This window comes from Flavobacterium degerlachei, assembly GCF_900106645.1.
Taxonomy (GTDB): Bacteria; Bacteroidota; Bacteroidia; order Flavobacteriales; family Flavobacteriaceae; genus Flavobacterium; species Flavobacterium degerlachei.
On the sequence record NZ_FNMV01000005.1, the window covers coordinates 230,564 to 243,319 of the forward strand.

Sequence of the window (12,756 nt, forward strand, 5' to 3'; positions counted from 1 at the left end):
TGTACTGTTTTTTAGGAGCAGAACGAATTTTGTTTTCAAGGCCGTCCTGTCCTGCTGTCCGCTGTATTCCCGATAATAAAAACTACGGCTAAAAAAGCCTTGTTTTTCTAAATCGGGAGATGCCGCTTCCATCAGGGCTAGTAAATCCGTTTTGTTTTCATAAGAACCACAGCAAGAACACTGTAAATCACGCCGCTCTTGCGAAGTACTCCTAATTATTGCAATTTATTCAAAGTGCTGAATTGTAAATGTTACGATTGTGGTATTAATTAAAATTGGTAGTCGTGCAATAAGAGTGCTAATTTTTTTAAAATTTCCCAAAAAAGGAAGAGATATCAAAGTAAAACGATATTTCTTCTCCGTTAGCTTTTTTTAATTTTAACTTATCGTATGCTTTTCCTTCGTGTTGCAAAAGAGACTGACCTAACATTTGGCAATTTTCACAATTGTTTCGGACGTATATATATTCTTCTTTTACATCTTTTACTTTTATCGCTGTTTCAAAAGACAAACCATCTTTTTTTGAACTCTTAGGGATTTCTTTTGAAATTTTTGTATCAATAAAAGTGTAGTTTCCTTCTTCAAAATTGACTTCTGAGCTTAGCATTTTGAATTTGACTTGCTCTTTTTTTAAAGCCGTATATTTATAAGTGTCTGTATTATCTGAGTCTGTGTGGTATTCATAAAAGGTACTTCCTTTTACCCACCAGTTTCCTGCTTCTTCAAATTCGTCTGTAATTCCCTCTGAGATGGTTTTGAATTTCAAGTTGAAGGTTCCATCAGAATTGCGTTCCATTTCCCATTCCTTGTTAACATCAGCAAGTTGTTGACCGGTTTCTGAGCCTTTCCAAACTCCTACTAAGCGATTGTCAATTTGTTTCCCGTTTGTCAAAGTGGTCAGCTTTGCAGTAGAACATGAACTAAAAGTTATTGCGATGAATGATAAGAGGACAAGGAATTTGAATTGTTTTCTCATGTTTATTAGGTTTTAATTTCTGTTAGTATTGCCGCTTTGTAAAACGTTACAATTGTGATATAAATTAAAATGGGTAGTTGTTGTAAAGGAGTACCAGATTTAGAAATATTATTTTAAATATGCGAACCACATGAAAGGGTTTGTACGGCAGCGGGGACCGCTAACGTTTTGCTACTTTGAGATGGCTGGAAGTTCGTAACCGCTCAATTTTCGGCTTAACGAAAACTTGATGCGAAACGACAATTCCACTAAATTCCAGCTATATCAAAGCATCTATGTAAAAGCATAACTTTGAGAGTACTAAAAACGAAGATTATGCAATTACAAGACGCCTTTTCTATTCCAAAGATATTCATTGGTTTAGATATTCACAAAAAAAGCTGGACAGTTTCTATCCAAACAGATTTATTTTTTCACAAGACCTATTCGATGCCTTCTAATGCTGAGGATTTGTACCAATATGTGGAGCGAACATTTCCAAATCATGCTGTAGATTTAGTTTATGAAGCGGGTTGTTGTGGATTCTCCGCAGCACGATATTTTTTAAACTTGGGTTGGAATGTTTTAGTTGTTAATCCCTCAGATGTGAAGACAGGAGATAAAGAGCGATATCAAAAAACAGATGCCTTAGATTCCAAAAACTTGTCCAATCAATTAAAATCAGGTGTTCTTAAAGGAATTTTTATTCCAACTGAAGAACACGAACAATTTATGACTTTGGCTCGCCATAGAACCCAAGTCACAAAGAAACTGCGACAAACCAAATCACATATCAAAAGTATGTTGCTGTTTCATGGTATTAAAATTCCCGAAGAGTTTGATAATTCAAATTGGACTATAGCTTTTATTGCGTGGTTAGAAGAAATAAAATTTAGCACTTCTTGTGGCGATTTAGCCTTGCAAGGAAAAATACGAATGTTCAAGTTTATCAAATCAGAATACTTAGAAATTGCTAATCAAATGCGTGCTTATTGTAGAAAAAACAATAAGAAAGATTACAATCTTTTGAAAAGTATTCCTGGAATAGGAGGGTATTTAGCGAGTGTAATCTTGGCCGAATGTGGAGATTTACGCCGATTTAATAATGAAGGCCAATTTAGTTCCTTCATCGGATTAGTACCTGGAATCTATAATAGCGGAGGATCAGAAAAGTGTTTAGGAATCACACCGAGGAGTCGCTCACAATTACGCAGTTATTTAGTCGAAGCGGCATGGATAGCCATTAGAAAAGATACCGAAATGCAAAATTATTACCGAAAACATCAAGGTAAAAACGTCAAGAGTGTCATTATAAAAGTGGCCCATAAAATGGCCAGAAGAATTCTTTCGGTCATCAAAACAGAAACACCCTATCAAATCAACAGAAACTTAGTACCAATAATACAATAAAAATAACCTTCTTAATAAACTCAACCATACAAGAAAAATAGACTACAAAACAGCTGTGGTGGTTCTGTAAAATGAATCCACATCTCAAAGCAGGTAGCTATTTTATTTATTCTTACAATCATACCGATGCTGGTGGCTGCCATAAGCAGACCACATATAGGAGCGTGAGCTTTAAGATTATAAAAAGAAATATTATGAAATAAAAGAGAAATGAGTTCTTGGCATCATTGAAAAAGTTAGAATAACTTTTTCAGTCCAAAGCTTTCAGCGGACAAAAAGTTGTTTCCAACTTTTCCAACAAGCCGCTGGAACGGAATTCGTAATCGAAAAATGCCCTACATATAACCCTCTTAAAAGTTGTTAATAACTTAATGATGCTTTACATAGGAACAGCTGTTACCGGCTGGGCTTATTTTAGATTAGAGTGTCTCTAACGGCTTGATATAATTGTTTTAAATGCTCGTTTGACATATCAAGTATTGGCTCATACATAAACGAATTTAAATGAATGTTTTCGGGCGTCATTAGATTTACTTGTTCTAATATTTCAATGTTTGCAGTTTCGCCAGTAAAGTCATTTTTGAATCGTTGAATTAAAGCATACGTTTGATTAGTTGTAATACCATTCCAAAACACATTATCATTAATTTTAGCTACCATAAACTCTTCTGCTTTAAGTCTGATTGCAATTGCTAAAACAATTTTGTTTTCTAAATCAATATTTTGATTTACTGTACCTAAAATTATGTTAGCAGAATTATAAATAACATCAATTACAAGATTTCCTGGAGAAGCTAAACTTAATGTTGCTTTATCTATTAAAATAGTTTTGAGATTTGTTTCTAATGCAGCAATAGTTATTGTACTTGTATTACTTTTAAAATGTAATAAAGAAGTTAGATTAGAAAATATATTATCTTGACCAGAATATTCAGCAATGTTGCGAACAAAAGGAATTGATGCAATAAGCATTTCACTGTTTGTATGTAAATTATCTTTCCAATAACTAAATGGATTATTCTGATATTTTTCTGTAACCAAATTAATTCCCGTTGTTGTTCTTATTGTATTAAGCTTATTATTTCTTCCCATATTTAATCGACTAGTAATTGTACGATGAAAATCAAAATTATGAGTCAAAATTATTTGGTAAAAAAGTGGTTCTTCTGAAATTTCTTTTAGGTATTCAATTATTGCATATTTATTCTTGTAATCAAATGAATCAGCAATATCGTCAACAATAAAAATTGTTTCTTGATTAGCATTTTTTCTAGCTCTAACTTCAAAAATTATGTGCAAAATATAAAGAGCTCTTCTTTCTCCTTGGCTCAATACTTTCATTAATTCAGGTTCTTCTATATTTTTTTCTTGATGCAATGCATCATCATCAGAAAAAATAAAATTCAAGTTGGGTGTTTCACTTTTTAAAATTACATCATCTTGATTTCTCATTTCTAACTTAAAAGGAACAGAAAAGCGTTTGTTAAAAATATTTATAACATCTTTCCAATCTGTAGCTTCTGCTTTTGCTTGTATTATTATAGCTTCAATTTCTTCTCTACCTTTTTTGTATTCTTCAATTAACCTATTATATAAATCCTTTTGGTCAATAAAATATGAAGTCCAAATATCCTTTTTAAATTTTTCTAAATTGCTTAACTCAGGAAGAATATCTTTATTGTCAAAAAGATATTCTCTAAACTCTCTTAATTGAGCATTTGAAAGTTTACTATCAATATCATTAAACTTTTTTTGTATATCAGCATCACTTAAAACTGTTTCCATTTCTTTTGAAATAATTTCTTGTAAATCTACTTCGCTTGTAATTATGTCATTAGAAGTTCCGTTAAATAAGTTTACAGAATGCTGGGCTTCAAAAAAGCCATTTGATTTTAAGTTCTTTTGAATTTCTGAAACATTAGAATGGTTAAAACCTTTTTTTAGGTATTTCGAAGATTCAATAAGAGTATTATATCTTTCAATGTATTCTTGGATTTGCTTTTTAAAGTCTTTTGTGTTTAAAAACGCAACTACTTTTTCTTCAAATATTTTATTGTAAGTTATAGCTGAAAATTTATGTTCAGTATTTTCAGCAACAAAATTTTCAAGGTCAAGCAAAATGTCAAAAAAAGATTTATTACCAAATACTTTCGACAATTCATTTTCAATTGGATTTCCACGACTTGTTAAACCAGATAATTGTTTAAGTTTGGAAATTAAATTATTTTTTTCCTTATCGATAGCTTCTAAAATTTCTTCGTATCTATCTTTAAGTGCTCTATTTACAAGTAAAGTAGAAAGTTTATCTGATTTGTATTTTTCTAAATAGGGTTCAATAACGAATATTTGTTGTGCTGAAATATCAATATCTAGTTCATTTTTTATTTCACGTATAGTTACTCTTTCGGGAAAAATAATGTCGCTTGTAGTTTTATTTGCGCTATAGTCTTTGCAAGTTTTTGCAAATGATGTTTTCATTGTACCATTTGGCGCATAAATTGAAAAGACTTTTTTTACAGAGAAGTCAAATGCGTGGGAAAGACTTTTAATTCCATAACAATTGTCAAATTTAATTTTTAGTGTTGTAATCATTATATTTCTTTGGTTGTTATCTACGATTTTTTTCGCCTTGCCGGTAACTTGCGAATAGGCCTGACGTTATCAGACCTATCATCCCTAAATGGGGTTGCTTTGTCTGATAAACTTCTGGTTTTGTTTATTACCAAATATATAACTTTCTACCGAAAATACTGATTAAATAAATTCAGCTTCCCAAATGTAATTTGTTTTTACACAAGAACTTTACGGGAAACCTCAAAGGGAGTTTTTATGTACTGATTTTTTAGCCCTGATTGCAGCGGCATCTCCCGTTCTAGAAAAACAAGGCTTTTTTTTAGCCGTAGTTTTTATTATCGGGAATAAAGCGGATAGCAGGAAATAGCTCCTAAAAAAATTAAAGATTTATAGACATTTTTTGTGCTCTTACGGATGATGCTTTGTCTTATATAGGTAAAAGTTTTTCTTAGCAAGGAATTAGCAAAAAGGGAATATTGGAAAGTGAATACTTTTTCGTAATTTTGCACTCCAAATAAAGGACTAAGATTATGTTAGATAGACTTCAAATAGTAAAACAGCGTTTCGATGAGATATCGGATTTGATCATCCAGCCGGATGTAATCTCTGATCAGAAGCGTTATGTGCAATTGAATCAAGAGTATAAAACTTTGAAAGCATTAGCAGAAAAGCGCGATGAATACGTGCTTATCATGGCTAATATTGAAGAAGCAAACGAAATTATAGCCGACAATAGTGATGCTGATATGACCGAAATGGCCAAAATGCAACTAGAAGAGGCAAAGGAAAGATTACCGGAACTAGAGGAAGAAATCAAATTTATGTTGATCCCGAAAGATCCTGAAGATGCTAAAAATGTAATGGTGGAGATTCGTGCCGGTACCGGTGGGGATGAAGCGAGTATTTTTGCAGGGGATTTGTTCCGTATGTACACTAAATATTGTGAAAATAGAGGTTGGAGAACATCGGTTGTTGATATGAATGAAGGAACTTCTGGTGGTTTTAAAGAGGTGATTTTTGAAGTTAGCGGTGAAGATGTTTACGGAACTTTGAAATTTGAAGCGGGTGTACACCGTGTGCAACGTGTTCCTCAAACGGAAACGCAAGGACGTGTTCACACCTCGGCAGCGACTGTTATGGTGCTTCCGGAAGCAGAGGAATTTGATGTTCAAATTGATATGAACGATGTTCGTGTGGATTTTTTCTGTTCTTCTGGACCAGGTGGACAATCTGTAAATACTACGAAATCAGCAGTGCGTTTAACGCATATTCCAACTGGTTTAGTAGCGCAATGTCAGGATCAAAAATCACAACATAAGAATAAGGACAAAGCCTTTGGTGTATTGCGTTCTCGTTTATACGAGCAGGAATTAGCCAAGAAACAAGCTGAAGATGCTACTAAACGTACGTCTCAAGTAAGTTCTGGTGACCGTTCTAATAAAATACGTACTTACAACTACGCGCAAGGTCGTGTGACTGATCACAGAGTTGGTTTGACACTTTACGATCTAGGAAACATCATGAATGGTGATATCCAGAAAATTGTTGATGAACTTGCATTAGTGAATAACATGGAGAAACTGAAAGAAGCAAGTGAGGTTTTTTAAATTGGTTTTGGGTTTTAGGTTATAGGTTTTTGTAAAACTAAAATATATGAGAAACTTTAGGGATTTAGAAGTTTGGCAAAGTTCTGTTTTATTTGTTAAAAAAATATACATAATTACCAGTACGTTTCCTAAAGAAGAAAAATATGGATTGGTGTCGCAAATTAATAGATGCGCAGTTTCAATTCCTTCAAATATAGCAGAAGGTTGTTCTAGAACGTCTCAAAAAGTCTTTTCTAGATTTTTACAAATAAGTTTAGGTTCGGCCTTTGAACTAGAGACACAAATTGAAATTGCTAAAGAGATAGGCTTCGTGGATGTAACTTTACACTTGGAAATTATCACCGAGCTTAATGTTATTCAAAAAAGAATTCAATCTTTGAAAAAATATGTTGATTCTAAGGTCTAAAACCCAACACTCAGCTAACACCCAACACCTAACACCCAACAAAATTGACTACACAACAACTAATCGAGCAAATCAAAATCAAGAAATCATTTTTGGCTGTAGGCCTAGATGTTGATTTAGATAAAATCCCTTCCCATTTATTAGAACTTGAAGATCCCATTTTCGAATTTAATAAAGCAATCATCGACGCCACACACGATTTATGTGTTGCCTACAAACCCAATATCGCTTTTTTTGAAGCGTATGGGATTAAAGGATGGATGTCGTTACAAAAAACTATCAATTACATCAACGATAATTATCCTGATATCTTTACTATTGCCGATGCAAAACGTGGCGATATAGGCAATACGTCATCAATGTATGCCAAAGCTTTTTTTGAAGATTTAAACTTTGACAGTGTGACCGTTGCTCCTTATATGGGAAAAGACTCGGTTGAACCTTTCTTAGCGTTCGAAAATAAACATACTATCATGTTGGCTTTAACGTCAAACGAAGGTGCTTTTGATTTTCAAACTTTATTATTGGACGGAAAAGAACTGTACAAACAAGTGCTAGAAACCTCTAAGACTTGGAAAAACAGTGAAAATCTGATGTATGTGGTAGGTGCTACAAAAGCAGAATACTTCACAGAAATCCGTAAAATTATTCCAGACAGTTTCATATTAGTTCCTGGAGTAGGAGCGCAGGGAGGAAGTCTTTCTGAAGTGTGTAAATACGGAATGAATGATAATATCGGATTACTGATTAATTCTTCAAGAGGAATCATCTATGCATCAAAAGGAACTGATTATGCCGAAAAGGCAAGAGCGGAAGCTTTGAAAATGCAACAGGAGATGGAGGGAATAGTTAATTCGAAGTTTAAATAGTTCGTTTCAAGTGTAAAAGCTGTTTAAGGTTTAAAGTTTTTTGTATTGTGTGTAAAAATTAAAACACGAATTGCACTGATTAAAAGTAATAACCTTGTGTATTCTTGAACCATTAAGAGATTAAGTTTCATTAAGCTTTGCGAAAAAAAATCAGCGCCCTTTGCGGTTAAACTTTAAACTTTTTTAAACTTTTAACCTGAAACAAAAGCTTAGTCACCTTTCTGAATAAAGACAATAAGCCTTAATTTTTCTTAATTCCTAAATGGTGTAAGCATTTAAATTTGATGTTTAATTTGAACCATTAAGAGATTAAGTTTCATTAAGCTTTGCGAAAAAAAATCAGCGCCCTTTGCGGTTAAACTTTAAACTTTTTTAAACTTTTAACCTGAAACAAAAGCTTAGTGACCTTTCTGAATAAAGACAATAAGGCTTAATTTTTCTTAATTCCTAAATGGTTTAAGCATTTAAATTTGATGTTTAATTTGAACCATTAAGAGATTAAGTTTTATTAAGCTTTGCGAAAGAAAATCAGCGCCCTTTGCAGTTAAACTTTAAACTTTTTCAAACTTTAAACCTGAAGCAAAAACTTAGCGACCTTTCTGAATAAAGGCAATAAACCTTAATTTTACTTAATTCCTAAATGGTTTAAGCATTTAAATTTGATGTTTACTTTGAATCATTAAGAGATTAAGTTTCATTAAGCTTTGCGAAAAAAAACTTAGTGCCCTTTGCGGATAAACTTTAAACTTTTTTAAACTTTTAACCTGAAACAAAAGCTTAGTGACCTTTCTGAATAAAGACAATAAGCCTTAATTTTTCTTAATTCCTAAATGGTTTAAGCATTTAAATTTGATGTTTATTTTGAACCATTAAGAGATTAAGTTTCATTAAGCTTTGCGAAAAAAAACTTAGTGCCCTTTGCGGATAAACTTTAAACTTTTTCAAACTTTAAACCTTTTCAAACCTTAAACAATTTAAATTTTTCACTTTTGAAACAAAAAACCTTAACAGATCAACTCGGGACATCCCACACTTTTGAAACTTCGCCAAAACGAATTATTTCATTGGTTCCCTCGCAAACTGAATTGTTATACGATTTGGGTCAGGAAGCTAAAATCGTTGGGATAACTAAATTCTGTGTGCATCCTTATCATTTTAAATCGACTAAGAATAGTGTTGGTGGAACTAAGAAGGTGAATTATCGAAAGATAAAAGAATTACAACCCGATATTATCATTTGTAATAAGGAGGAGAATACCCAGGAAATGGTAGAAAGACTTCGTGAGATTTGCCCAGTTTGGGTGACTAATATCATCACCATCGAAGACAATTTCCAGATGATAGCTGACTTTGGCCAACTTCTAGACTGCAGAACCGAAGCACAAAAATGGAATGGCAAATTGGCTTTTGCCTTGAGCGATTTTAAAAATTTCGTGGCAGCCATTCCCGTTAGAAAAGTAGCTTATTTTATTTGGAAAAAACCATATATGGTCGCGGGATCAGACAACTTCATAAATGAGTTACTGAAGCTGAACCACTTCAAAAATATATACGATACTAAAGGTCGTTACCCGGAAGTTGCCATTGAGGAAATCGTAGAAGAGGGCGACCCTGATTTTGTATTTCTATCTTCAGAGCCATATCCGTTCAAAAAAGAAGACGGCTATGAAATCAGTAATTATACAGAGAAAGCACAAACGGTCTTAGTTGATGGCGAAATGTTTTCTTGGTACGGCAGTCGCTTGCTAAAGGCGTTTGAATATTTTAAAATGCTGCATAAAAAACTATGATTCGCATTCTTCTAGAACTAATTCTTCCTCTAGGACTTTTGTTTTGGATTTAGTGTCAACATTAAAGTGTGTTTCTGCTAATTTTTTATATTCCTGTTGCAATTTTTCAATTTCATTTTTCTCTTTCAACAAACCAATCATAACTTGTAATTTTTCTGCAAATTTACAATTTACAATCATAAAGTAGATAATATAATTTGTTAAGATTGTAATTTAAAATTTAAGTTATATTTTTACCGAAAAAAGTGATTAATTATACCGTTTACGAAAATCCGAATACAACCCAATGGGTAACTTTTGTTCATGGAGCTGGAGGTAGTTCTTCTATATGGTTCAAACAAATACGGGATTTTCAAAAACAATATAATGTGTTGTTGTTAGACTTACGAGGTCATGGTGAATCTAAAACCACTATAAAAACAGCATTTAAACAAAAATATACCTTTTCGGCTTTGGCCAATGATATTCTCGAAGTGTTGGATTTTCTTAAAATTGAGAAATCGCATTTTGTGGGTATTTCAATGGGAACAATATTGATTAGGCAATTGGCTGAGATGTATCCTGATAGGGTGCAGAGTATGATTCTTGGTGGCGCTATTCTGAAAATGAATTTCCGCTCTCAAATATTGATGCGTTTGGGTAATATATTCAAATACGTATTGCCTTATTTGATTTTATACAAGCTCTTTGCTTTTGTTATCATGCCTAGAAAAAGTCACAAACAATCTCGATTACTTTTTATTAATGAGGCCAAAAAACTATACCAGAAAGAATTCATTAAATGGTTTAAACTCACTGCCGAAATTAATCCTGTTCTAAAATGGTTTCGTCAGGTAGAATTGAATATTCCTACACTATATGTAATGGGGGAAGAAGATTATATGTTTTTACCCTCAGTGAGAACTGTGGTGGCGAAGCACTATAGATCCTCCAAATTATTTGTAATTCAAAACTGTGGTCATGTGGTAAATGTAGAGCAACCCAATGCTTTTAATACTAAGGTTCTGTCTTTTATAAATACAGCCAAATAAAGAATTTAGCGCAATAAAAAATGCCGGCATCCTAAAATGCCGGCAGTTCTTTAACTAACCAAAACCAAATAATAAATAACCAGTTTATTACTCTGCAAATATCAGATATATATCCCTCTGAAGCTGTTAAGGTTTTGTTATTAGTTTGTTGTATATAAGTTAAGTTTTTTAACTTTAATACAGCAAGTTTTTATATGCTTGATTGTCTGTGTTTTAAATAGTTAAAATAGCTCGGTTTTCCCCAAATTTTCATTTTCATTCCTACGTTTTTTTTATAAGGCTTGGCGGAGCTATTGTTGTTTTTTAAGCAAAGAAGAAACATTTTTATTAAAAATAATCAGTGTATAATTATTTGACATAAACCTTTAAACCAGTAAATTATGAAATCACATAAAAAATTGACCACAGCGTCAGGAAGACCTTATGTAGAAAATGAAAACTCACAGTCTGTAGGTGTTCGAGGACCTCTATTGTTACAGGACTATATTCTTCATGAGAAAATGGCTCATTTTAATAGGGAACGTATTCCGGAAAGAGTCGTGCATGCAAAAGGCTCTGGCGCCTTTGGAACATTTACCGTAACACATGATGTTACTAAATATACCAAAGCCAAGATGTTTTCTGAAATTGGTAAAGAAACTAAAATGTTGCTTCGATTTTCAACTGTAGGTGGGGAAAAAGGATCTGCAGATACTGAGCGGGACCCCAGAGGTTTTGCAATTAAATTTTATACTGAAGATGGGAATTGGGATCTTGTGGGAAACAATACCCCCGTTTTTTTTGTGAAAGACGCCAAAAAATTTGGAGACTTTATTCACACTCAAAAAAGAGATCCTCATACCAATATGAAATCACCAACGATGATGTGGGACTTTTGGTCACTAAATCCAGAAAGTCTACATCAGGTCCTTATATTAATGTCTGATAGGGGAACTCCTTATGGATACCGTCATATGAATGGCTACGGAAGTCATACGTACTCGATGTTAGACGAGGCGAATCAGCGTACTTACGTGAAGTTTCATTTTAAAACTGCCCAAGGGATAAAGAATTTTACTAATGAGGAAGCGGCTCAAATGAAAGCTAAAGACATGGATTTTTCTCAGCGTGACCTGATGGAAAATATTGATGCTGGAAATTTTCCGCAATGGAACTTGAAAATTCAGGTTATGACCGAAGAATATGCCAATAGCCAAGATTATTACCTGAACCCGTTTGACGTGACAAAGGTTTGGCCTCATGCAGATTATCCGTTGATAGATGTGGGTGTTTTAGAATTGAACCAAAATCCTCATAATTACTTTCAAGATATCGAGCAGGCAGCATTCGCACCTGCACATATAGTGGATGGTATTGGCTATTCGCCAGATAAGATGTTACAAGGGCGTTTGTTGTCGTATCCGGATGCGCATAGGTATCGTTTAGGGACTAATTACGAACAAATTCCAGTGAATAGATGTCCTTTTTCTACTAATAATTACGAACGAGACGGGCAGATGCGTATGGACGGCAACGGCGGGGGGAACCCAAACTATTTCCCAAATAGTTTTGACGATATGCAAATTGACCAAGCGTATAAAGAACCGCCTTTGGAGGTGAACAGTCATTTTGCCGACTGGTATGATAGAAACTGCGAAGGAGAAAACGATCATTTTTCCCAACCGGGTAATTTGTTTAAGATTATGACTCCAGAGCAACAACAAAATACTATACATAATATAGTTACTCATATGTCAGGTATTGAAGGTCCTAAAAAGAACCAAATAATCAACAGACAATTAAGTCATTTTTATAGGGTAGATGGACGCTTGGGAGCTAGTATTGCAGATGGATTAGGAGTTGATGTCGATATGGAGAAATTAGAGTAGTTTTTGTAGAAACAAATAGAAAGTGAAGAAAGTTGAAGTTATATATTGAAAAAAAAATGCTCACTATTAGTGAGCATTTTTTATATGTAATTTGTCCCGTCCTGAAATAGCGATACACAAAAAGTATCTTAATGGAAAAACATGAAGAAATACGCTATGTTAAGCGAACTCAAAAAGATTACTCAATGTCTTTTAAATTACAAATTGTTCAAGAAATTGAACGAGGAGAACTTACAGTTACGGAAT

Annotated in this window: 10 protein-coding genes; 7 read left to right on the forward strand and 3 right to left on the reverse strand. The window is 33.4% G+C overall.

Going from position 1 to position 12,756, the window contains the following annotated elements; all coding sequences use genetic code 11:
* Positions 1 to 307: 307 nt before the first annotated feature.
* Positions 308 to 976, reverse strand: a complete 669-nt coding sequence (locus BLV91_RS07120) for a lipocalin-like domain-containing protein (protein WP_091431192.1) — start codon at positions 974 to 976, stop codon at positions 308 to 310.
* A 315-nt stretch (positions 977 to 1,291) separates the two neighbouring features.
* Here BLV91_RS07120 and BLV91_RS07125 point away from each other — a divergent pair, with 315 nt between their 5' ends.
* The gene (locus tag BLV91_RS07125) at positions 1,292 to 2,365 is read left to right on the forward strand and encodes an IS110 family RNA-guided transposase (protein ID WP_091431194.1); all 1,074 of its coding nucleotides are present in this window, start codon (positions 1,292 to 1,294) and stop codon (positions 2,363 to 2,365) included.
* Positions 2,366 to 2,779: 414 nt separating this feature from the next.
* Here the strand turns inward: BLV91_RS07125 and BLV91_RS07130 are convergent, their stop codons facing one another.
* Positions 2,780 to 4,957, reverse strand: a complete 2,178-nt coding sequence (locus tag BLV91_RS07130; RefSeq protein ID WP_217636958.1) for an ATP-binding protein — start codon at positions 4,955 to 4,957, stop codon at positions 2,780 to 2,782.
* 512 nt (positions 4,958 to 5,469) lie between these two features.
* Here BLV91_RS07130 and prfA point away from each other — a divergent pair.
* The 4 genes from prfA (at position 5,470) to BLV91_RS07150 (ending at position 9,611) form a co-directional block, all read left to right on the forward strand.
* Positions 5,470 to 6,546 (forward strand): peptide chain release factor 1, encoded by a 1,077-nt coding sequence (prfA, locus tag BLV91_RS07135; RefSeq protein ID WP_007137962.1) that lies wholly within the window; start codon positions 5,470 to 5,472, stop codon positions 6,544 to 6,546.
* Positions 6,547 to 6,592: 46 nt separating this feature from the next.
* A complete protein-coding gene (locus BLV91_RS07140; RefSeq protein ID WP_091431196.1) occupies positions 6,593 to 6,952 on the forward strand; it encodes a four helix bundle protein in 360 nt (119 codons plus the stop codon).
* Positions 6,953 to 6,996: 44 nt separating this feature from the next.
* Complete coding sequence (gene pyrF / locus BLV91_RS07145; protein ID WP_091431199.1) at positions 6,997 to 7,821, forward strand: orotidine-5'-phosphate decarboxylase; 825 nt, start codon at positions 6,997 to 6,999, stop codon at positions 7,819 to 7,821.
* Positions 7,822 to 8,810: 989 nt separating this feature from the next.
* Positions 8,811 to 9,611: an ABC transporter substrate-binding protein gene (locus BLV91_RS07150; RefSeq protein ID WP_091431201.1), complete on the forward strand. Its 801-nt coding sequence runs from the start codon at positions 8,811 to 8,813 to the stop codon at positions 9,609 to 9,611.
* Here BLV91_RS07150 and BLV91_RS07155 read toward each other — a convergent pair.
* Positions 9,606 to 9,791 carry a hypothetical protein gene (locus BLV91_RS07155; RefSeq protein ID WP_091431203.1) on the reverse strand — a complete coding sequence of 62 codons (186 nt, stop codon included), beginning with the start codon at positions 9,789 to 9,791 and terminating at the stop codon, positions 9,606 to 9,608. The genes BLV91_RS07150 and BLV91_RS07155 overlap by 6 nt on opposite strands.
* A gap of 65 nt (positions 9,792 to 9,856) precedes the next feature.
* On the opposite strand from BLV91_RS07155, the gene BLV91_RS07160 reads away from it, so the two are divergent.
* Together BLV91_RS07160 and BLV91_RS07165 are read left to right on the forward strand one after the other, a co-directional pair.
* Positions 9,857 to 10,642: an alpha/beta fold hydrolase gene (locus BLV91_RS07160; RefSeq protein ID WP_091431205.1), complete on the forward strand. Its 786-nt coding sequence runs from the start codon at positions 9,857 to 9,859 to the stop codon at positions 10,640 to 10,642.
* 380 nt (positions 10,643 to 11,022) lie between these two features.
* The gene (locus BLV91_RS07165) at positions 11,023 to 12,510 is read left to right on the forward strand and encodes a catalase (protein WP_091431207.1); all 1,488 of its coding nucleotides are present in this window, start codon (positions 11,023 to 11,025) and stop codon (positions 12,508 to 12,510) included.
* Positions 12,511 to 12,756: the final 246 nt, after the last annotated feature.

Coding starts and splice junctions, on each gene's coding strand:
- BLV91_RS07120 (WP_091431192.1), bottom strand. CDS start 976: ATGAGAAAACAATTCAAATTCCTTGTCCTCTTATCATTCATCGCAATA.
- BLV91_RS07125 (WP_091431194.1), top strand. CDS start 1,292: ATGCAATTACAAGACGCCTTTTCTATTCCAAAGATATTCATTGGTTTA.
- BLV91_RS07130 (WP_217636958.1), bottom strand. CDS start 4,957: ATGATTACAACACTAAAAATTAAATTTGACAATTGTTATGGAATTAAA.
- prfA (WP_007137962.1), top strand. CDS start 5,470: ATGTTAGATAGACTTCAAATAGTAAAACAGCGTTTCGATGAGATATCG.
- BLV91_RS07140 (WP_091431196.1), top strand. CDS start 6,593: ATGAGAAACTTTAGGGATTTAGAAGTTTGGCAAAGTTCTGTTTTATTT.
- BLV91_RS07155 (WP_091431203.1), bottom strand. CDS start 9,791: ATGATTGTAAATTGTAAATTTGCAGAAAAATTACAAGTTATGATTGGT.
- BLV91_RS07165 (WP_091431207.1), top strand. CDS start 11,023: ATGAAATCACATAAAAAATTGACCACAGCGTCAGGAAGACCTTATGTA.